General features: G+C 70.8%; 13 protein-coding genes. 8 read left to right on the top strand and 5 right to left on the bottom strand.

All coding sequences use genetic code 11. The features are described 5' to 3' along the window. Positions 1–16: 16 nt before the first annotated feature. A complete protein-coding gene (locus AB0F72_RS22625) occupies positions 17–706 on the top strand; it encodes a cyclase family protein (protein WP_360434664.1) in 690 nt (229 codons plus the stop codon). Here the strand turns inward: AB0F72_RS22625 and AB0F72_RS22630 are convergent. From AB0F72_RS22630 to AB0F72_RS22640, 3 genes are all read right to left on the bottom strand, one after another. After that, entirely contained in the window at positions 682–2,850 is a 2,169-nt protein-coding gene (locus tag AB0F72_RS22630) for a peptidase M6 immune inhibitor A (protein WP_360434667.1), read from the bottom strand. The two genes, AB0F72_RS22625 and AB0F72_RS22630, sit on opposite strands and share 25 nt — an antisense overlap. A gap of 111 nt (positions 2,851–2,961) precedes the next feature. Further along, the gene (locus tag AB0F72_RS22635; RefSeq protein ID WP_360434670.1) at positions 2,962–3,714 is read right to left on the bottom strand and encodes an ABC transporter permease; all 753 of its coding nucleotides are present in this window, start codon (positions 3,712–3,714) and stop codon (positions 2,962–2,964) included. Then, positions 3,711–4,610, bottom strand: a complete 900-nt coding sequence (locus tag AB0F72_RS22640) for an ATP-binding cassette domain-containing protein (protein ID WP_360434673.1) — start codon at positions 4,608–4,610, stop codon at positions 3,711–3,713. The genes AB0F72_RS22635 and AB0F72_RS22640 overlap by 4 nt, the downstream gene beginning before the upstream one ends. A gap of 130 nt (positions 4,611–4,740) precedes the next feature. Between AB0F72_RS22640 and AB0F72_RS22645 the strand changes: the two genes are divergently transcribed. Both AB0F72_RS22645 and AB0F72_RS22650 read left to right on the top strand, forming a co-directional pair. Beyond that, a complete protein-coding gene (locus tag AB0F72_RS22645) occupies positions 4,741–6,039 on the top strand; it encodes a histidine kinase (RefSeq protein ID WP_360434676.1) in 1,299 nt (432 codons plus the stop codon). Between the two features lie 166 nt (positions 6,040–6,205). Then, complete coding sequence (locus AB0F72_RS22650) at positions 6,206–6,859, top strand: response regulator transcription factor (RefSeq protein WP_360434679.1); 654 nt, start codon at positions 6,206–6,208, stop codon at positions 6,857–6,859. A 9-nt stretch (positions 6,860–6,868) separates the two neighbouring features. Here AB0F72_RS22650 and AB0F72_RS22655 read toward each other — a convergent pair whose 3' ends face one another. Beyond that, entirely contained in the window at positions 6,869–7,135 is a 267-nt protein-coding gene (locus tag AB0F72_RS22655) for a hypothetical protein (RefSeq protein ID WP_360434682.1), read from the bottom strand. 126 nt (positions 7,136–7,261) lie between these two features. On the opposite strand from AB0F72_RS22655, the gene AB0F72_RS22660 reads away from it, so the two are divergent. Beyond that, positions 7,262–9,316 carry an amino acid permease gene (locus AB0F72_RS22660; protein WP_360434685.1) on the top strand — a complete coding sequence of 685 codons (2,055 nt, stop codon included), beginning with the start codon at positions 7,262–7,264 and terminating at the stop codon, positions 9,314–9,316. A 22-nt stretch (positions 9,317–9,338) separates the two neighbouring features. Here the strand turns inward: AB0F72_RS22660 and AB0F72_RS22665 are convergent, their stop codons facing one another. Then, positions 9,339–10,511: a dipeptidase gene (locus AB0F72_RS22665; RefSeq protein WP_360434688.1), complete on the bottom strand. Its 1,173-nt coding sequence runs from the start codon at positions 10,509–10,511 to the stop codon at positions 9,339–9,341. Positions 10,512–10,916: 405 nt separating this feature from the next. On the opposite strand from AB0F72_RS22665, the gene AB0F72_RS22670 reads away from it, so the two are divergent. The 4 genes from AB0F72_RS22670 to AB0F72_RS22685 all read left to right on the top strand — a co-directional run bounded on the left by AB0F72_RS22670 (position 10,917) and on the right by AB0F72_RS22685 (position 21,870). After that, positions 10,917–12,488 (top strand): DNRLRE domain-containing protein, encoded by a 1,572-nt coding sequence (locus AB0F72_RS22670; RefSeq protein ID WP_360434691.1) that lies wholly within the window; start codon positions 10,917–10,919, stop codon positions 12,486–12,488. Between the two features lie 262 nt (positions 12,489–12,750). Beyond that, on the top strand, positions 12,751–18,231 hold the full coding sequence (locus AB0F72_RS22675; protein ID WP_360434694.1) for an Ig-like domain-containing protein: 5,481 nt from the start codon (positions 12,751–12,753) through the stop codon (positions 18,229–18,231). A gap of 14 nt (positions 18,232–18,245) precedes the next feature. Then, the gene (locus AB0F72_RS22680) at positions 18,246–21,251 is read left to right on the top strand and encodes a family 43 glycosylhydrolase (RefSeq protein ID WP_360434697.1); all 3,006 of its coding nucleotides are present in this window, start codon (positions 18,246–18,248) and stop codon (positions 21,249–21,251) included. A gap of 10 nt (positions 21,252–21,261) precedes the next feature. Continuing rightward, positions 21,262–21,870: a hypothetical protein gene (locus AB0F72_RS22685; RefSeq protein WP_360434700.1), complete on the top strand. Its 609-nt coding sequence runs from the start codon at positions 21,262–21,264 to the stop codon at positions 21,868–21,870. Positions 21,871–21,949 lie beyond the last annotated feature (79 nt).

Here is a 21,949-nt window from a genome sequence, read left to right on the forward strand (position 1 = left end):
AGGTCCGGGAGGAACGATGCTGGACCGGCTGCGGCTGGTGAATCTGTCGCACGTCAACGACCCGGCGCGGATGAGTGTCTATCCGGGCGACCCGCCGTTCGAGCTGGAAACGGTGGCGACCCTGGAACGGGACGGCTTCTACCTGCGGATGGTGCGGGCCGGCGAGCACACCGGCACCCATTGGGGAGCGCCCGGCCACTTCAACGCGGGCGAGTGCCTCGCCGACGATCTGACGCCGGCGGATCTCTTCCGCCCGGCCGTGCGGGTGGATGTGCGGCGGGAGTGCGCCGCCGACCCGGGTTACGCGGTGACGATCGCGGATCTGGAGTCCTGGGAGGCCCGGCACGGCCGGATCCCACCCGAGTCAGTGGTGATCATTTGGACCGGGTGGGAGGAGAGGTTCGGTACCAGGGATTTCGGCGTCCACCCGGGATTCGCGCCGGAGACGGTGCGATGGCTGATCGAGACGGGCCGGCTGGGCGAGCGGGGCGGCACCGGCACCGACGCGTTCAGCCCGGACGTCAGCACCGACACCGGCTTCACCGTCTCCAGGCTGGTCTACCAGCGCCGGCGGATCAGCCTGGAGGTCCTCGCGCACCTCGCCGACCTGCCCGCCACGGGCGCCTACGTCCTCTGCGGCGGGCAGATCAATCGCGCCGGCTCCGGCTCGACCGCTTCCATCTACGGCGTGCTGCCGCCCGCTTGAGCAGGCTCGTCCCGAGGCAGCGTCTCGCCGTTCACCACGAGGGTGTAAGGGGCGTACTGCTCGGCCGTCCCGGTCGGCTCGTCATAGGCGACGATCGCCGCGACCTTGGGATAATCGTTCAGCCTGTCGAAGTCCTCGAGCGGCACGATCTTGGCGCGTGCCCGGCCCAGCCCGACCAGCATGACGTGCCAGTTGTGCACCGGTGTCGGCCGGACCTGGGTTGGCGACCGCCACTCGTCCAGGGTGGCGCTGCCGATCTTCCGCGCGCCGACCGTGACATCGCCGATGTGCCAGCCGCCCTGGTTGACGGCACTGTCACTGACGTAACGGAATCCCAGCAGGACCCGGTTCCCGGCGTGCTCCGACAGGTCGTACCGCACTGTCGCGCCGGTGGCCCGGCCGGTGATCGCCGCGCCCAGCGGTCCGGCGACCGTCGCGTCGCCGGCGACCGCCCGATAGGTCCGGCCGCCGTCGGTGGAGATCGTCACGTAGCCGTAGTCGAAATCCTTCTCCAGGGCGTACGTCGTGGTGAAGCGCAGGTTCGGGTCGGTGACCGGCACGTCGACCGCCCGCACCGCGGTGGTGTCGAGGCTGGACGCGTTGCCGGAGAAGAGCATGCCCTTGTCGATCGTCCAGCCGAGAGGCAGTGGCGGCAGCGTGGCGGCGCCCTGGAAACTGACCGAGCGCAGCGTGGTCGGCAACCGGACGTAATCGGCGCCGTTCGGCGGCGCCCCCGGTGCGCCGTGCGAGCCCGCGCTGCTGAGGTTGACCGTGGAGCGCAGGCTGCCGGCGGTGACCCGGTCGCGGCTCGCGCCCTTGAGCACGCTGCCCGGCTCGCCGGCGGACTTGTCGACGAGCGTCATCGTCTGGAAATCGTGGAGCACGTCGTAGAACCGGGTGCCGGCCGGCAGCGCGGCCGCGAGCGCGTCGAGGCCGCGGTGATCGGCGTCCCGGTGCAACGCGGAGAGCACCCCCGGCCCGAACCGATCACCCAGGTACAGCATCAGCTGATAGGTGATGCCGTAATCGGCGAGGACGGCGTCGGCTCTGCCCTCGTTCCACAGGTTCAGCGAGTTCGCCGGTCCGTCGCAGTCGCGCGGATTCGGGTTGTTCGCCGTCTTCACCCCGCCGAAACCCTGGTAACAGGCGAGGTGGTTGTCGAAACCGCGGTGGTAGACGCCGAGCCGCGAGTCGACGTACCCGGTCAGGGTCTGCGCGTAATCGCTGAGCCCTTCGTCGAGCCAGTTCTCCTCGTTCGGGTCGGCGTAATAGCTGAGCAGGTGCTGCCACTCGTGGGCGAAGGTGGACTCGTACATCCGCGGGCGGGCCGGGCGGCTGGTGCAGAGGTCCTCGGTCGGCTGGTGTGCCGGATCGGCGCCCAGCCGATGCGCCCAGTCGAAGGCGTCGATGGTTATCACGTTCCGGTCGAAAAGCTCGTTGAGCTGTTCGGAGAAGAACCCGGCTATATAGGTGGGACGTTCCGGGTAACTGACGAAGTTGTCGTCGCGGATGTTGTCGACGAGCGTCACGGTGCGGTTGCCGGCGCCGGTGAAGTCGCCGTCGACGGCGGCGTTCGCCCCGGTGCGGTCCGGCGGCGTGCTGAAGGCGGCCGTCTCGGTGGGGTAGATGTTCTCGTCGAACTCGCGGACGAGGCCGGCGATCTGGGCGTCGGTGATCTCGGTGGCGGCGTCACCGCGGCAGTCGCCGATCGGGAAACCCAGATCCTTCGCCACCCAGACCTCGATGTGCTCGCCGACCGCGCGCAGCACGTAATCCTTGCGGTAGACGTCGGATTCGACCTCGTTGAGCCCGGCCCAGCTGCGCACGGTGCCCACCGGCGGGGTCGCGGGCGCGGCGCGGCGCCCGAGCGGCCCCGGCTCGTAGGTGGCCGGCGGCAGTGGCTCGCCGTTGAGGGTGAGCCGGGTCGGCGGCGTCAGATCCCGGGCGTCCTCGGCAGGCGCCGCCGGAGCGGGCGTGGACGGAGCGGGCGTGGACGGGACGGGCGTGGACGGGACGAGCGTGGACGGGACGACTGCGGAGGGAGCCGGCGAAGGCGTCGGCGCGGCGGAGACCGGGACACCGCGTCGCGGCGTGGGCGAAGCCGGGGCCGTGGCGAGTGGTGTGGCGGAGACGGGAGCCGCCAAGAGCGGGATGGTAACGGCAATAGTCGCGAAGCTCGCAAAAAGGGTACGCGTCACGTCTCGCGACGCTACCCGCGATCGCGAGATCGTGACGCCAACACCCACCGTTGTGGATCAGGAAACCTCCCGGCGGAGCACCCGCACCGTCCCGAGCAGCACTGGAAGCACCACCCACACCGCCACGGAGACGCCCAGCCGGGCCCATTCACCGCCGGTCATATCGGGTTCCGTCATGACCTGCGAGGTGACGTTGAGGTCCAGCCACTCCGACGCGGTGCGCAGTCCGCGGATGGTCTCGCCGAGGATCGACCAGACCGTCGGCAGCGCGAAGTAGATGACGATGGCGAGGGGCGTGTTCTGCAGCAGGGCGCCGAAACCGATGCCCATCAACACGAAGATCACTTGCAGCAGCAGGCCCTGCCAGACGAGGCTGCTGTCCATGCTCCACGAGGCGTCGCCGCCCAGCATCCCGGCGATCACGTTGCCGACCGCCGCCAGGAGCCCGGTCGCTGCCGTGGCGGCGATCGCGATGATCGTCCCGGAGATCAGTTTCGCCAGCACCACCCGGCCGCGCGCCGGCACCAGGGTGAAGGTGGCGAGCGCGGTGCGCTGCGACCACTCGCTGGTGATCGAGAGGATGCCCAGGACGGGCAGGAGCACCGCGGACGGCACCAGCCCGAAGGTGAAGAACGCCTCGAACGTCTGCTCGGCGTCCTCGGCCCAGCCGAGCAGGATCGCGGAGGTGCCGACGGTGGCCAGGCCGATCACCAGCAGCAGCCAGAAGCCGGCCCGGGTGTCCGCGAGTTTCCGCAGCTCGACCACGGTGAGGCGGGGGAGTGGAACGGTCTGGTTCGCGACGACGGTCATCGGCTGACCTCCTCGAGGCCGTTGTTGGCGGTGAGTCGCAGGAACATCTCTTCGAGGCCGCCGGCGCCGGCCGGGCGCAGCTCCAGCAGGACCACACCGGCGCTGGCGGCGGCCTGGGCGATGGTCTGGGCGTCGGAGGGAACGAGCAGGGTGCCGTCCGCGGAGCGGGTCGCTGCCACGCCCATCCGGTCGAGCAGCGCGTCCAGGGCGGCCGGATCGGTGGCCCGCACGACAGTGCCGGCAGCGCTGAGCAACTGCTCCTTGTCGCCCTGGGTCAGGATCTTGCCCTGGCCGATCACGATGAGCCGGTCGGCGACCGCCTCCACCTCGCGCAGCAGGTGCGAGGAGAGCAGCACCGTGCCGCCCCGATCGGCGAACTCGCGAAGCAGCCCCCGCATCCAGAAGATGCCCTCGGGGTCGAGGCCGTTCGCCGGCTCGTCGAGGATCAGCACGGCCGGGTCGCCGAGCATCGCGTACGCCAGGCCGAGCCGCTGCCGCATGCCCAGCGAGTACGCCCGGACCCGCCGCTTGGCCGCGGTGCGGTCCAGGCCGACGCGGGCCAGCCGCTCCGGCACCCGGCCGGTGTCCAGCCCCATGGTGATGGCGGCCAGCGCGAGGGTCTCCCGGCCGGTGCGCCCGGCGTGCTGGGCGGACGCGTCGAGCAGCACGCCGACCCGGCGGCCCGGGTTGCCGAGCTGCCGGTACGGCATGCCGCAGACGGTGGCCCGCCCTGCGGTGGGCGGGGTGAGGCCACAGATCATCCGCAGCGTGGTGGACTTGCCGGCGCCGTTCGGCCCGAGAAAACCGGTGACCGTGCCCGGCTCGCAGGTGAACGACACGTCGTCGACGGCGCGCTGTGCGCCGTACGTCCTGGTGAGGTTCTCGACCGTAATCATGGAAACAGACTGCGGGCCGGTGCCGGGCTGCCGCTTCGGCCGACGGTCGATGCCGTTCATCCTTGGTCGATACTTCGGTTACTACTTTGGTCGGTATCGGCGCGGGAGCCCCGTCCGTACAGTCGAGCGCATGGGGGCGTCGCTGACCGAGTACCGCTGGCTCTGGCCGTCCGCGCTGGCCGCGGACCCGGCCGGGCCGGTGCCGACCCGGCGTTCCACGCGCGACTGGCTGGTCGACACGCTCTGTTTCGTGCTCGGTTTCGGCTCCGCCGTCCTGCTGGCCGCCGATCTCCTCGACCCCGACCCGGCCGTCCTGAGCGAGTGGGTCGGGACCCCGTTCTGGCTGGTCATCGTCGACGGAGTGCTCGGCGCGATCGCCGGTGTCGCGCTCTGGTGGCGGCGGCGGTTCCTCACCCCGCTCGCGCTCTACCTGCTGGCGCTCGCGTTCTTCTCGATCACCAGCGGCATCACCCTGCTGATCATCGTCTTCACCGTCGCGGTGCACCGGCGGTTCAGCGTCCTCGCCGCCTATGTCGTCGCGGTCTGCGGCGTCAACACTGTCTTCGCGGCGGTGCGGGCCGAGCCGGTCGGCGCCGGGTTCTGGGAGAACTTCGGGTGGGGCAACATCATGGTCGTGGTCGCGGCGCTCTGGGGCATGCTGGTCCGGTCACGCCGCCAGCTGATCGTCAGCTGGCGGGAGCGGGCCGAGCGCGCCGAGGCCGAGCAACAGCTGCGGGTCGCGCAGGCCCGGGTTCTCGAGCGCACCCGGATCGCCCGCGAGATGCACGACGTCCTCGCGCACCGCATCTCCCTGCTCAGCCTGCACGCGGGAGCGCTGGAGTTCCGTCCCGGCGCCCCGCCCGAGGAGATCGCCGGCGCGGCCGCGGTGGTGCGGTCGAGCGCGCACCAGGCGCTGCAGGACCTGCGGGCGGTGATCGGCGTGCTGCGCACCACGCAGCCCGACGAGGAAGAGGCGCCGGAACGGCCGCAACCCACCCTCAGCGCATTGCCCGCGCTTGCCGACGAGTGCAGGTCGGCGGGGATCAGGGTACGGCTGAACGTGACGGCCGAGCCCGACGCGGTGCCCGTGGCGACGGGCCGGGCGGCGTACCGGATCATTCAGGAGGGCCTGACGAACGCGCGCAAGCACGCCCCCGGTGTCGGGGTGTCGGTGGCCGTCCGCGGAGGGGTGGCCGAGGGGCTGACCATCGAGGTCCGTAACCCGATGCCGGTGAGCGTTCCCGACGCGGCCGTCCCCGCAGCCGCCGGGCTCGGCCGCGGCCCCGGCGCCGCCGGTCCGGCCATTCCGGGTACGGGGATGGGCCTGATCGGTCTCGCGGAGCGGGCCACGCTCGCCGGTGGGCGGCTCGCGCACGGCCGTCACGGCAACGAGTTCGTCCTCTCCGCGTGGCTCCCGTGGCCGTCGTGAACCGCTGGGGCCCGCGTCCGGCCGTCGTGAACCGCTGGGGCCCGCGTCCGGCCGTCGTGAACCGCTGGGGCCCGCGTCCGGCCGTCGTGAACCGCTGGAGCCCGCGTCCGGTCGTCGTGCACCGCGCGCCCACGTGCCCGGCCGTCGTGCACCGCGGGGAGGCGTCGTGAGCCCGGTGCGTGTTCTGATCGTGGACGACGATCCGCTGGTGCGTGCCGGGCTGTCGATGATCCTGTCGGGCGGCACCGACGTGCAGGTCGTGGGCCAGGCCGCCGACGGTGGCGAGGTGCCGGCGGCGGTCGCGGCGCACCAGCCGGACGTGGTGCTGATGGACATCCGGATGCCCGGCGTCGACGGCCTGACCGCCACCGAGCGGCTGCGGCGGCGGCCCGAGGCACCGCAGGTGCTGGTGCTCACGACGTTCGACGCGGACGAGTACGTGCTGCGGGCGCTGCGGGTCGGCGCCAGCGGGTTCCTGCTCAAGGACACCCCGCCCGGCCAGATCAAGGATGCGGTGCTGCGAGTCGCGCAGGGCGAGGCGACGCTCTCCCCGAGCGTGACCCGGCAGCTGATCGCCCACGTGGCGGCCGATCCCCGGCCCGCCCGTGATCAGGCGGACGAGCTGCTCGACCGGCTCAGCGTCCGGGAGAAGGAGGTGGCGGTGCTGGTGGCGCAGGGCAAGTCGAACGCGGAGATCTCCACCGAGCTCTACATGTCGGTCGCGACGGTGAAGGCGCACGTGTCCCGGGTCCTCACCAAACTGGACCTGAACAACCGGGTGCAGGTCGCGTTGCTGGTGCACGACGCGGGTCTGGCGTGAGAAATGGCCTCACTCGAAGAGCGAGTGGTCGCGGCCGCCCTCGACCCGCTTGCGGGCGCGGCGGCGCAGCTGCACGACCACGATGTCGATCAGGGCGGCCACGGCCCAGGCGGCCAGCAGCCAGCCGGGGACGGTCCACCCGGAGCGGAACAGCAGGATCGACAGGACCGTGCAGACGACCAGCCCGATCGCGGCGAGGACCAGGCGCAGGTTGAGCGGGCTGTACGGCTCCTCGACCGTGCCGCGACGTCCCTTTGGCTGCGGTCCGATCGGCATGCCGGCAGCCTACCCAACGGCGAACCTGCCGAAACCCGACCGGTCATGATCGAGAGGTTTCTATATCGCTGATCCGCTGTGGACGTAATGATGGGAGACGGTCAACCCGTTGATTAGGAGGCGCCAATGCCACAGCCGGTCGCCGAGCGCCGCCTCGGCACGTGGCCGATCTTCGTCATCGCGGTCTCCGCCATGACACCGCTCACCGTCGTGGCCGGGGCGCTGCCCCTCGGCTACGGGCAGGTGGAGGAGAAGGGCATCCCGGTCGCGTACATCCTGGTCGCAGCGGTGCTGGGCGTTTTCGCGGTGGGTCTTGCCGCGATGGCACGGCACGTTCCGAACAGCGGCGCCTTCTACGCGTACGCTGCGGCAGGCCTGTCCCGTCCCGCCGGCGTCGGCACCGCGTTCGTCGCGCTGCTCGCCTACAACGCCATGCAGATCGGTCTCTACGGCGCGTTCGGTGTGGCCACGCACAACGCCATGGCGATCTTCGGCATCGAGGTCTCGTGGGTCATCTGGGCGTTGCTCGGGTGGGCGCTGATCGCCGTGCTGGGCCGGCTGAACATCGATTTGAACGCTCGTATCCTGACCGTCCTGGTCTGCGCCGAAGTGCTGATCGTGCTGGTCTTCGACTATGTGATGGTCACCCATCCGGCGGGCGGCACGGTATCGTTCGGGACCCTCAACCCCGGGCTGATCGCCAGCGCCGGCGGGGTCGCGCTGCTTGTCGCCGCGGTCGCCGGCATGGTCGGCTTCGAGGCGCCGCTCGTCTACGCCGCCGAGGCCCGCGACCCGCGTCGCACGGTGTCCCGGGCGATCGGCCTCACCCTGCTGGTCGCGGCCGTGCTCTACGGCGGGACGGCCTGGGTCATGTCGGTCGTCGCCGGTTACGACCAGATCGTCGCGATCGCCGGCGACCACCTCGACGACCTCTTCTTCTACCTGCCCGATCCCTACCTGCCGTCGGTGATCATCGACCTGGGGCGGATCTTCTTCGCGACGAGCCTGTTCGCCGCGATGCTGGCCTTCCACCACACCGTCGCCCGGTACGCGCTGACCGTCGCGCGCGAAGGCGTCCTGCCGCCGTCGCTGGCCCGCACCCGCGACGGCGTCCCGGTCGCCGCCTCGTCCGCCCAGTCCAGCGTCGCTCTCGGAGTGCTCCTGCTGTTCGCGCTCTTCTCCTGGAACCCGACCACGGACCTGTTCTTCTTCGGCACCGTCTCCGGCGGTCTCGGCGTCCTGATCCTGATGGCGATCGCGTCGATCGCCGTGGTCCGGTACTTCCGGCGCGGCGATCACGGCGAGACCCGCTGGCGCCGCGCCGTCGCGCCGTGGATCTCGGTGGTCTTCCTGAGCCTCATCCTGCTGCTCACCGTGGCGTCCTTCGGCATCCTGCTGGATTCGGACAACCTGCTGAAGGTGTGGTCGCCGCCGCTCGCCTTCCTGATCCTGTTCCTGGTGGGCGTGCGCTGGGGGAGGAAGCTCCGGCGGTGGCGCCCCGAGGTGTACGCGGTGATCGGTTCCGGCCAGCCTCCGGCCTCGGGCCCGTCCTCGCAGGAGGCGCTGGACCGCGAGGCGCGGGAACGCGGCGACCTGGACGTGGACGAGGGGCTGGACCGCGAGGCGCGGGAACGCGGCGACCTGGACGTGGACGAGGGGCTGGACCGCGAGGCGCCGGAGCGCGGCGACCTGGATGAGGGGCTGGACCGGGACGCGCGGGAACGCGGCGACCTGGACGGAGTGGAGGCGCGGGAGCCCGAGCCGCAGAGGGCCGTGGAGCCGGACGCGGAGTCGCAGGAGGCGGCGAAGCGCGAGGAGGCCGAGGACGCCGGGGACAAAACCGGCACCGGCCAGTCCTCCGGGGTGATCGCCGCATCGGCGGAGCCGGCCACGGGGAACGACGCATCGGTCACCCCGGCACAAACCGCCTCGCGGCGCCGCGTTCCGCGAGCCCGGAGCGCACCGGACGCGACAACGCCGGACGCCGCTGCGCCGAACAGTGCCGCAGGGACTCCGGCGGAGAGCAGTGCCGCAGGGACTCCGGCGGAGAACAGTGCCGCAGGGACTCCGGCAGAGAGCAGTACCGTCCCGAAGCCGCCGCGAACCCCGCGGCAGCGGTCTCCGCGCGCTCGCCGCCCGGAGACCCCGAATCCCGCCGAAGCCGACCGCCCGGAGGACTGAAACGGCTAAAACCGACAAACGATTACGAGGGTACGGGCCAGAGCCTCTCCCCGGCACGCGCCTCGGCGTCCCGCATCGCCCGCAGGATGTTGCCTGAGGCCAGCTTCGTCAGGTCGGCCTCGGACCATCCGCGGCCGCGCAACTCGTCCAGCAATCGCGGATATCCCGACACGTCCGGCAGGCCCGCCGGCACCTCGGATGTGCCGTCGAAGTCGCCGCCGAGGCCCACGTGATCCACGCCGGCCACCGCTCTGGCGTGGTCGACATGGTCGGCGACCTGCGCGATCGTGGCGACCGGCTTCGGGTGCGCGGCAAGCCAGGCACGGAACGCCGGCTCGGCGGCCGGGTCGGGCGCCGGGATCACGGGTACGGCGGTGGGGTCCTCGCCGGGGCGGGGTGACCGGGGCCACTCGTCGAGGAGCGCGGGCAGTCCGAGGCGCGCCCACTCGGCATCGGCAGCGGCGGCCCAGTCCCGGACTGCCGCCGAGACGAAGGGCGCCACGAAGGTCAGCTGGACGACTCCGCCGTTGCCGGGAAGCCTGGTCAGCACGTCGTCGGGGACGTTGCGGGGATGATCGGTCACGGCGCGGGCGCCGGAGTGCGAGAAGATCACCGGAGCGTCCGCGACGTCCAGTGCGGCGTGCATGGTGACCGGCGCGACGTGTGAGAGGTCCACGAGAACGCCGATGCGCTGCATCTGGCGTACCAGGTCGCGTCCTTCGGCCGAAAGGCCGCCTACTGCCGGCGGCTGCGCCGCGGAGTCCGCCCAGGCGGTGTGGTGATTGTGGGTAAGCGTGACATAACGGATGCCGAGCCGCGCGAGTGAGCGCAGCACGCCCGTCGAACCGGCCAGGCAGTGGCCGCCCTCGACGCCGATGAGGGAAGCGATCCGCCCGGCCGCCATGATCCGTTCGACGTCGGCGGCGGTGTGCGCGATCTCGAGGTCGTCGGGGTAGGCGGCGACCATCCGGTGCACCAGGTCGATCTGTTCGAGGGTGGCCGTGAGCGCGACAGGTTCCGGCAGGTCGGAGGGGACGTAGACGGACCAGAACTGTCCGCCCACGCCGCCGGCGCGCAGGCGGCGGAGGTCGGTGTGCAGGGACGGGCGGTGCTGGTCGAGGCCGGCGACGCTCGAGCCGTGGAGGGCGCGGAGCCGCATCGGCAGGTCGTTGTGGCCGTCGATGATCAGCGTCATGCCCCCATGGCTACCGCCCGGGAGGCCCGGCGCGCAAGCACACCGTGTGCCCATGCCCGGGGGAGAACAGGGGCACACGGTGTGCTCAGGCGGGGAGGACGGGGGCGCACGGTGCGCCCGCGCCGGGGGGACGGGAGCACACCGTGTGCCGGGGTAGGGGAGAAGCGGGGGACAGGGTCTGAGCAGGGAAAACGTGGCTGGTTGGCGGGGCGGGGGACGGGTGCCGGGGAAGGCGACCAGAAGAGTCGGCACCGGGCCCCGCCACTTGAGCGAACCACCCCCGGAAAAGAAAAAGCCGCTGCAACCGCACGGCACCTGTCCTGGTACTGGACCCGCAACCTGCGACCCGCAATCTCTTTCACATGCCCGGCCGACAACGGCCGGACAGACCGGGGGAGATTCAGAATGCGACGTGCCAAGCTGCCGAAGCACCTGACAGCTCTGACCGCCGTTTTCGCGGGCGCTGCTGCCGCGTTGGCGCCGGGTGCGACCGCTCAGGCGGTTGCCGTGAAGAAGACCAAGGGCACCAAGGAGATGGCCGTCGCCGCCGGCGACGACAGCTACACCTCGTCGTCCCGCAGGACCGCTTCGTTCGGCACCGAGGACAAGCTGGTCGCGGGCAAGGTCGGCAATGACGTCAAGACGTCGTTCCTGAAGTTCACCATTCCGGCCGGCACCGATGTGCAGGACGCGAAGCTGTTCCTGAGCGCGCTGGGCAAGCCGACCGGCAAGGTCACGGTTTCCCGCGTTCTCGACAACACCTGGACCGAGGGCAAGCTGTCCGCGGCCAACGCTCCGAAGCTCGGCCTCCCGATCGCCTCGGTGAGCCCGAAGAGCAGCGACACCAGCCTCGGGTTCGACCTGAGCGCCGAGGTCTACGGCCCGGGCACCTACTCGTTCGCGGTGTCCGCGACCGCGGCCATCAAGTTCCAGTCGGCCGAGAACAAGGCCAAGGGTGGCCCGGAGCTGACCTTCCTGACCACCGCCGCGACCGGCGACGCTGTCACGTCGAACGCGGGCGGGGCGGCGCCGAAGGCCGGCACGAACTGTGTCACGAACGCGAAGCTCGTCCCGTCCTGCAACGTCCTCTGGGGTGGCGCGGCCGGCGGCTTCACCGACACGCCGCGGGACCTGGCGCTCAAGGACTGGGAGAAGCTGAGCGGCCGCACCGCGACGATCTTCCACCAGTACCACAAGGGCAACGAGGCGTTCCCGACCAAGGCCGAGATCGCCATGACCAACGACCCGGCGAAGCCGCGCGTGCTGCTGGAGAACTGGAAGATCGCGTACGGCTCGAACTGGGCCAAGGTCGCGAAGGGCGAGCAGGACGCCCGCATCGACGCGTTCGCCAAGCGCGCGAAGGCGTACGGCAAGAAGTTCTTCCTGGTTCTCAACCACGAGCCGGAGAACGACGTCGTCGCCAAGCGCGGGTCGGGCTGGGAGGCCAAGGACTTCGCCGCGATGTACCGCCACACCATCCTCCGCCTGCGGGCGCAGGGCGTGACGAACGTGGTCAACGTGATGGCGTACATGGGTAACGAGAAGTGGATGGCGCAGAGCTGGTGGAAGGACCTCTACCCGGGTAACGACGTCGTCGACTGGGTGGGTCTGGACTCCTACGTCTCGGTCGAGAAGGGCTACTACCACTTCGGCGACTTCGGCGACATCCTGGACCGTGCTCCCAAGGGCGGCGTCGGCTTCTACGACTGGGCCGTCGCCAAGGCGCCGGGCAAGCCGTTCATGCTGGCCGAGTGGGGTGGCTACCACCGCGTCGGCAAGTACGCCGACAAGAACGCCGTCTACAACGACGTCCTGCCCGAGCTCGCCAAGCGCCCCGCCATCAAGGCGATCGTCCACTTCGACACGAAGAAGGACGACCAGGGCGACCGTGACATCAGCATCAACAGCACCCCGGCGAGCCTCGCTGCCTTCAAGAAGCTGGCCGCCAACCCCGTCTTCAACGTGAAGATCGGCTGAACCACGCACTAGCGAGCACCGCCCGGCACCCGCCGGGCGGTGCTTTTGCTTTTTCGGTGACGTTGTCCGGGTACGCACCAGGATCGTTATCTGCGAGCCCACAAGCTGGGGAAACCTGCCTGTTGACACGATCGCAACGTGCTGCAAGCATTCCCGAAAAGGTTTTCGTCAATCACTCGGAGCAGCCACCGCTCCGGGCGATCTTCCCTGCCCGGAAGAGGCGACGATTTCCCTGCCCCGAAGAGGCGAAAGGCGTCCGCTTGTGACAGCGCCCGCGATACCGAGATCCCCTCTAGCCGCTCTGACCGCCGGCCTCCTCCTCGCCGGCCTCGGCTCCGTCCCCGCCGCCGCGCAGGCGGCCCCCACCGTGCAGGCGACCGCCGCCGCGCAGGCGGCCCCCACCAGCGGCACGCCGTACCCGGTCTTCACCGGCAGCGCCGAACCGGTGCCGGACGAGCGCACCGGCTATCACGCCCGCAACCAGCTCCAGGCGATCTTCGACGCCGACGTCGCGGCCGGCGCCGGGAGCAGCCCCGGCAACGACTTCTGGATCGACGCGATGCTGGCCCGCACCGGCACCACGCCGGGCGGATCCAACTCCGACGCCAACCAGTACCTGTTCAGCCGCGGCCGCGCGGTCTTCATGAAGACCCATCAGCCGGCGACGCTCGGTTTCGGCGGCGAGGTCGCCTACATCGAGTCGATCGCGGGCGGGCAGGGGGCGTACACGATCACGCTCTCGGTCGGCGGAGCCGACATCACCCTGAGTGAGGACGCCGCTCAGCGCAAGCAGACGCCGAGCTACTGGCGGGGCGTCTTCACCAACGGCGCCGCCGGCCTGCGGGTCGTGCAGACGAAGTACATCACCGAGCAGAACGTGGCGGTCACCGACCTCGAGGTGAGCAGCACCGGCGGGGCGAAGGACGTGACGCTCACCGCGAGCTCGCCGTTCGCGCGAACCGCCGAGTCGGGCAACGGCGAGCTGACCGGCGCGGTGCGGTCGTTCAACAAGCTGACCGACCTGTTCCCGCGGTTCTCCGGTGACGGGTTCACACCGGTCGAGGGCACGCTGCGGCGGACCGTCGCGGTGCCGGCGAGCGGGTCGGTGCGTACCAAGGTCCAGCTCGGCTTCGTCGCGACGGAGATCCCGGCGTCGGCGAGCGAGTACGCGGCGTTCCGGGACCTCGCGCCGGCCGCGGCGTACACCAGGCACGTCACCGCGTACAACCGGTGGTGGGCCGAGAACGTGCCCTATCTGGACACCCCGGAGAACAACATCGACAAGACGTTGTTCTACCGCTGGTGGCTGATGCGGTTCAACTTCCTCGACGCGGACATCCCGGGCAACGACTACCAGTTCCCGACCGCGATGGAGGGTGTGCTCGGCTACAACAACGCGATCGTGCTGACCACCGGCATGTTCGTGGACGACCTCAAGTACTTCCGCGACCCGGCGTACTCCTACGGCTCCTGGGTCTCCGCCGGCGAGGTCGCGAAGAGCTCGAAGTACGTCGACAACCCCGGTGACCCGGCGAACTGGTCGAACAGCTACACGGAGTACATCTCCGAGGCGGCCTGGCGGTCGTACCAGCTGCACGGCGGGCCGGCGGCGATCGCCGAGAACCTCGCGGAGTACGCCGAGGACGACGTCAAGGGCCTCCTCGAGGCGTACGACTTCGACGGCAACGACCTGATCGAGTACAGCTGGGGCGCGATGACCGGCAACGACGCCGACGCGGTGTCGTTCGACTGGCGCAAGAACCAGAACATGGACCGCACCGAGAACGCGTACCTCTACTCCAACGCGAAGGCCGCGGCGGCCGCCTACCGGACCGCCGGGAACACCGCGAAGGCCGCCGAGATGGACGCGTTCGCGGCACGGATCAAGGCGGCGGTCCTGGAACATCTCTGGGAGCCGGCCCGCACCACGCCGGACGAGATGGGCCTGTACGGCAACCTGCTCAAGCACCGCAACGTGCCCGGTGACGCGCTGGTGCCGTGGAAAGAGATCAACAACTACTACCCGTTCGCGGTCGGCCTGATGCCGAAACCGGGCGACCCGGACTACGACCAGCCCTATGTGGAGGCGCTGCGGCTGTTCGCCGACGACACGCAGTACCCGATCTTCCCGTTCACCACCGCGAACCAGGCCGACAAGGCGGCCGCCGCGGCGCAGGGCGACCCGGGCAGCAACAACTTCTCCGTGATCAACTCGACGGTGACGTTCCGGATGCTCTCGTCGGTGCTGCGGGACTACCCGACGCGGTACCTCGGCGCCGAGTGGTACAAGAAGCTGCTGTACTGGAACGCCTGGGCGCACTACCAGAACAACGGCGACAACCGGTACCCCGACCAGAACGAGTTCTGGGCCGACGGCTCGGCCGCGAACCAGAGCATCGGGTACCGCTCGTGGATCCACCACACGATCCTGGGCGCCACGAACTTCACCGTCATCGAGGACGCGATGGGCCTGCGCCCCCGCGACGACACGAAGATCGAGCTGGACCCGATCGACATCGGCTGGGACCACTTCACCGCCAACAACATCAAGTACCGCGACCGGGACCTCACTGTCGTCTGGGACGCGCCGGGCGGGGAGCGGCACTACGGCACGGGCACGCCCGAGGGCTACTCCGTCTACCTCGACGGTGAGCTGGCGTTCACCGCCGACAAGCTCGGCAAGCTGATCTACGACCCGGCGACCGGCCAGGTCACCGCGGCGGCCGGGATCACCGTCACCAACGTGGCCGAGAAGAGCCTGAAGGCGCCGCAGGACGTCACCTTCGCGGCGGACGCCCGGGTCACCGACGTGATGGCCAAGGCCGGCATGAACCCCGCGCCGAACGTCGCCGAGGGCCGCCCGGTCACCGCCACCTTCTCCGCCGCCGGGCGTACGCCGGCCGGCGCGGTCAACGGGACCACCGTGAACGAGCCGTTCTGGGGGACCGCCGGCTCCCCGGACGCCACCGACACGATCACCGTCGACCTCGAGGGCAAGCGGACGATCGACGACGTACGGGTGCACTTCTACAAGACGTCGTCGGCCGCCACGGTCCAGGGCTACGCGCCGCCCGCGCAGTTCACCGTGGAGTACCACGACGGCGACGGCTGGCGAGGCGTCCCGGACCAGGCGCGGATTCCCGCGTACCCCCGGGGGAATCTCAATCAGGTCCGATTCCCCGAGGTCATCGCGGAGAAGGTGCGGGTCACCGTGCAGCACGCGGCGGGGGCGCGGACCGGCATCAAGGAGATCCAGGCCTTCGACAGCGGCACGGCCGCACCGGAGGCGGAGAACACGCCGCCGCTGGCGGACGCGTGGGTGGACTCGACCTACCAGCAGGACGGCTCGGTGCGGCTGCTCGGCCTCGCCCAGGACGACGGCGATCCGGGCACGGCGATCACCTCGTCCTGGTCGGTGGTGGACGCGCCGAACGGCGGCACCGTCGCCTTCGAGCAGGCGTCCGCGCCGACCACGATCGCCCGGTTCACCCAGCCGGGCCGGCACACGCTGCGGCTCACCGTGACGTCCGGTGATCAGACCTCCACGAAGGACCTCGTGGTGGACGCGTCCGCGCTGGTCGAGGGCGAGATCAACATCGCTGCCCCGGCGACCCCGTCGGCGAGCTTCACGGCCGGCTGGAACAACGTCAACGCCGTCAACGACGACAAGGCGCCGTTCTTCACCGGCGGCGCCAACCCGGACATCTGGGCCACCTGGACCGGCAACGAGCCGTCCACCCGCTGGCTGCAGTACGACTTCCCGACCTCGGTCCGGGTCAACCGGGCGTCGATCGACTTCTGGTCGGACAGCACCACCGGCGGCAGCGGCGTCGCGGTGCCGCAGAGCTGGAAGATCCAGTACTGGGACGGCACGGCCTGGCAGGACACCACCGGCGGCACCGGGTTCACCCCGGCGGTCCGGGGACGCACCAACGTGGTCACGTTCGACCCGGTCACCACGACCCGGCTGCGGGCCACCTTCAACGCCCTGCCCGACGCGGCCGGCAACCGCTGGTCGGCGGTGGGCGTCACGGAGTGGCGGGTCTTCGCGGCCCCGGCCAGCTCGATCCGGACCGCTGACGTGCGGACGGCGACCGGCGTGGTGCCGGCCCTGCCGGCGACCGTCGACGTGACCTACGCCGACGGGGCTACGCTGCCGGTCGCGGTCGCCTGGAGCGCGATCGACCCCGATCGGGTGGCCCAGATCGGCGACTTCACCGTCACCGGTTTCGTGGCCGGCACGGCGATCACCGCGAAAGCCCACATCTGGGTACGGGGCAACGCGCCGGTGCAGATCAACACGATCGACAGGGTGGCGGTCGGCACAGGGCCCGGAGTGGCTCCCGTCCTGCCGTCCGGTGTCACGGTCGGCTACAACGACGGGTCGCGGCAGAGTGGCGTCGGGGTGAGCTGGGCGCCGATCGACCCGGCTTCCTATGCGAACGAGGGCACGTTCGAGGTGACCGGGCAGGTCGCCGGCACCGACAAGCTCGCGGTCGCCACGGTCACGGTCGGGGCGGGCGGTCAGCAGGACACGACAGCGCCGGTCACTACGCTGACGGCTTCGCCCGACGCGCCGTGGACGAACGCGAACGTGACAGTGACGGCGAGTGCGACGGACAACCGCGATAGCTCGCCAAGAATCGAGATAGATCGGGCAGCGGGCTGGGCCGATTACTCAGGCCCGATCACGCTCACCGACGAGGGCGAATCCACGATCCGGGCGCGGGCCACCGACGCCGCCGGCAACGTCTCCGCGGTCACCGAGCGGAAGGCCGGCATCGACCGGACCGCCCCGACCGCCAAGGCGACGTTTGACAAGGACGCTCGGGAACTGACGATCACCGGCACCGATGCGCTCTCCGGTGTCGCCACTGTGGAGTACCGCATCGGCGACGGCATCTGGACCACGACCGCCGGCCCGGTCGCGGTCGGCTCGGCGGCGGCCACCGTCGAGTACCGCTCGGTGGACCGTGCCGGCAACGCCTCGGCGATCGGCACGACAACCGTCGAGGCCGGGCACGCCCCGGTCAACGTGGCACGGGCGGCCACCGCCTCCGCGTCGTACACGCCCGGCTGGGTCACCGCCGACAACATCGCCGACGGTGTCGCACCGACCGGACCGGCCGGCCCCAACACCGACGTCTGGAACACCTGGCCGCAGGTGGGCGAGCAGTGGATCCAGCTGGACTGGTCGTCGCCGGTGGCGGTGGACCGCTCGCGGATCTGGTTCGCCGAGGATCTCGACGAGACCGGGGCCGGCGTCGCCCCGCCGGCGTCCTGGAAGCTGCAGCACTGGGACGGCACACGGTGGAGGGACATCACGAACGCGACCGCCTACGGCACGTCGGCCACCGGGTGGAACACCGTGACGTTCGACAAGGTGACCACCACGAAGCTGCGGGCGCTGCTCACCGCGTCGGGGACGGAAGAGGGCAAGGGCGCTCCCGGGGTGCAGGAGTGGGAGGTGTACGACGTACCCACCCCCGCCCTTGATCTTGAGGTGACGGCCAGGTCGCAGTGCATCGCGACGACCGCCCACGTCGCGGTCACGGCGAAGAACACCGGCGATGAGCCGGTCACCGTCGAGCTGGTCACCGCCTACGGATCGAAATCGGTCGCGAACGTCGCGCCCGGCAAGTCGGCCTACCAGGCCTTCACCAGCCGGAAGGCGGCGATCCCGGCCGGTGCGGCAAGCGCTTCCGGCATCGACGCGTCCTACCGCGCCATCACCTGCGGATAACGGCGGAGAATCCCGTGAGACTGCTCAGCGCAGCGGTCGCCGGGCTGGTCGCGGCGGGTCTGCTGGCAACAGCACCCGCCGCCCCGGCCCGGGCCGCCGACTCCTACACCCTCACCAGCACCACGAATCCGATCATCAAGGACGGCTCCTACTACAGCGCCGACCCGGCGCCCCTGGTCGCGGACGGCAACCTGCTGGTCTACACCGGACACGACGAGGCGGGTCCGGCCGTCAACGACTTCGTCATGAACGAGTGGGGCGCCCTCGCCACGAGCGATGTCGCCGCAGGCGTCTGGACCCACTACCCGTCACTCATGCGACCGGAGGACGTCTTCAGCTGGGCTACTCCCGGCCGGGCGTACGCCGGTCAGGTCGTCCGCGGCCCGGACGGCCGGTACTACTGGTACGTCCCGGTCAGCGAGCGCGACTCGACGGCCGCCAACACGTTCGCCATCGGCGTCGCGGTGAGCGACACCCCGACCGGCCCGTGGACCGACCACGTCGGCGGGCCGCTGATCTCCCAGCGGACACCGGCGGCGAACACCATCGAGAACATCGACCCGACGATCCTGGTCGAGGGCGAGCGGGTGTTCGTCTACTGGGGAACATTCGGCCAGCTGCGCCGGCTGGAGTTCCGGGCCGACATGAGGACGCCGGTCGGCACCCAGCAGACCGTCACCGGCCTGACCGGGTACTTCGAGGCGCCGTGGCTGTTCAAGCGGGGGAGCACCTACTACCTGGCGTACGCCGGGAACGACGCCGGGCCCGCCTCGGCGTGTACTCCGGCGAACTACCACGCCTGCATCGCCTACGCCACGTCGTCGTCACCGGAGGGCCCGTGGACGTACCGGGGAACGATCCTCACCCCGGTCTCGTCGACCACCAGCCACCCCGGCATCATCGAGTTCAACGGTCAGTGGCAGATGGTCTACCACACCGCCGACGCCGTCGGTGGCGGCCATTTCCGCAGGTCGGTAGCGATCGACAGAGTCGAGTGGGACGACACCCAGTCGCCGCCGCGGATCAAGCAGGTGGTGCGGACGCCGGCGAGGACCGCCGATCGCACGCCGCGCGCCAACATCGCCCCGGCCGCCACGGTCACCGTCTCCACCGACCCGGTCCCGACGCAGTACTGGGTGAAGTCGCTCAACGACGAGATCGTGCGCGCCAACCCGCTGCCGCCGGACATGTGGGGCACCTGGACCGGCAGCAACCCGGCCCAGCAGTGGGTGCAGTACACCTGGGACCAGCCGATGCGGATCTCCGGTTCGCAGATCGAGTTCTGGAACGACCAGCCGCAGGGGACCGGTGTGGGTGTCGCCGCGCCGGCGACGTGGAGGATCCAGTACTGGGACGCGACGCGGTCGTCCTGGACCGAGGTGCCCAATCCCAGCGCATACGGCACCGGCACCCGGGGCTTCCAGGACACGACGTTCGACGCGGTGACGACCACGCAGGTCCGGGCCGTGTTCGACGCGTCGACGAACGGCAGCACGTACTCCGCGGTCGCCGTCGAGGAGTGGAAGGTCCTGGCCGCCCAGCCGGCCTCGGTCACCCCGCCGGCGATCACGGTCGAGGTGGGTGAGACCGAGCTGCCCGCCACGATCCCGGTCGCCTTCGGAACCGAGACGCTGCGCCTGCCGGTGTACTGGGACGGGCTTACGCCGCAGGACGTAGCCCGGCCGGGCACCGTCACCACCACCGGGAGCGTCCTCGGTTACGCCGCCGGGCGGATCACCGCGACCGTGCGGGTGATCTCGCCGGGCGACACCGAAGGGGACGACACCCCACCCGCCGTCGTGGTCACCCCGAGCGGTTCGGCGGGCGCCGCCGATTGGTTCCGCTCCCCGGTCCGGGTACGGGTGAACGCCTCCGACGATCGAGGCGGACGCATGACCATCACCACGAGAGTGGGCAGCGCCGATGCCGTGACCACGGCGAACGCGCGCCACGCCGACACCACGGTCACCGCTGACGGCCGGCACACGGTCACCGCCACCGCGACCGACCGGGCCGGCAACGTCTCACCGCCCGTCACCACCGAGATCGGCATCGACGCCACCAACCCGTCGAGCACTGCCACTCTCGCGGACCGGCGGGTGACTGTCACGGCCACCGACGCCACCTCCGGCGTGGACCGGGTGGAGTACGCGATCGGGACCGGGCCGTGGACGGCGTACTCCGGCCCGATCACGCCGCCCGGCGCCGGGAAGCACACGGTCGGCTACCGGGCCGTCGACAAGGCCGGCAACACCGGGACCGCGAGGTCGATCGTCATCCCGGCGGACCTGTCCGCGCCGCTGACCGGCAACATCGCGCCGATCGGGGTGCCGACCGCGTCCTACACGGCCGGCTGGAACAGCGTCACCGGACTCAACGACGACGCCGACCCGGCCGACCCGGCACAGGCCCAGATCTGGGGCACCTGGTCCGGCGCCCGCCCGGCCACCCAGTGGATCCAGTACGACTGGTCCCGGCCGATCCGGCTCACCGGCGCCGAGCTCAAGTTCTGGCGCGACTCCGGCCCGGGCACCGGGGACGGCGTCGCCGCGCCGGACAGCTGGCGGCTCCAGTGGTGGGACGGCACGGCCTGGCAGGACGTGACGGGCGCCGGCTCCTACGGGACCAGCACGACGGCGTTCAACAGTGTCGGCTTCGAGCCGGTGACCACGTCACGGCTGCGGGCCACGATCAGCGCGAACGGGAACGGCGTCACGTACTCCGCGGTGGCGGTCACCGAATGGCGGGTCTTCGCCGACGAGACCCCGGCGGCGCCGATCACCGTCACCGCGCAGTCGCGCTGCATCGCGGACAAGGCCTATGTCGCCGTCACGGCCCGCAACGACGACGACGCCCCGGCTGACATCGAGGTCGTCACCCCGTACGGGAAGAAGGTCTTCACCCGGGTCGCCGCCGGCGGCAAGGCCTATCAGAGCTTCCCCTCCCGGGTCTCCGCGATGCCGTCCGGGACCGCCTCGGCCAACGGCGTCACCGCCACCTACCCCGCACTCACCTGCTAAGGAGACATCGATGAAGGCACGAATCCCCGTGGCGCTGATCGTGGCGCTCACCGGCGTGGCGGCCCTGCCGGCGTCCGCGCTCGCCGACCCGGGCGACGCCGAGGTGGAGGTCACCGTCGACATCACCGAGATCCGCGAGCCGGGCGTCCTCGCGCTCACCGTCGCCGGCACCGCGGTGGCGCTGACGGAGAACGGCTCCGACCTGACCGTCCGCCGGTTCACCGGCACGCTGCCGACCGTCACCGTGACCGACACCCGCACGCCGGCGGAGATCCCGGACGGCTCGGCGTGGGCCGTGCTCGGCAGTTCCAGCGACTTCACGGCGCCCGGTCGCGCGCCGATCTCCGCCGGCCACCTGGGCTGGAAGCCGCGCCTGATCGACGGCGGGGACACCGGTCTGGTGGCCGAGGGCGAGGAGGTGGTCCCGTCCGTGGACGAGCCGACCCAGCCCGGCAACAACGTCGGCCTGGTCGACCAGGAGCTGCTGGTCTCCACGTACGACTCGTCGGCGGTGACCGGTGGCGCCTACCAGGTGAACGCCGGCCTCGACCTGCACACGCCCGCCGACGTGGCGGCCGGCTCCTACACGGCCACTCTCACCCTGTCCCTCTTCGAGTAGTACGTCTTCGATCGCGGGGCCGGCTCCGGCCGGCCCCTTCAGGAGGTCGGCTTCCTTCAGCCGATCGCACCCCGCCCGA

Source organism: Actinoplanes sp. NPDC023936, from assembly GCF_040639325.1.
GTDB lineage: Bacteria > Actinomycetota > Actinomycetes > Mycobacteriales > Micromonosporaceae > Actinoplanes.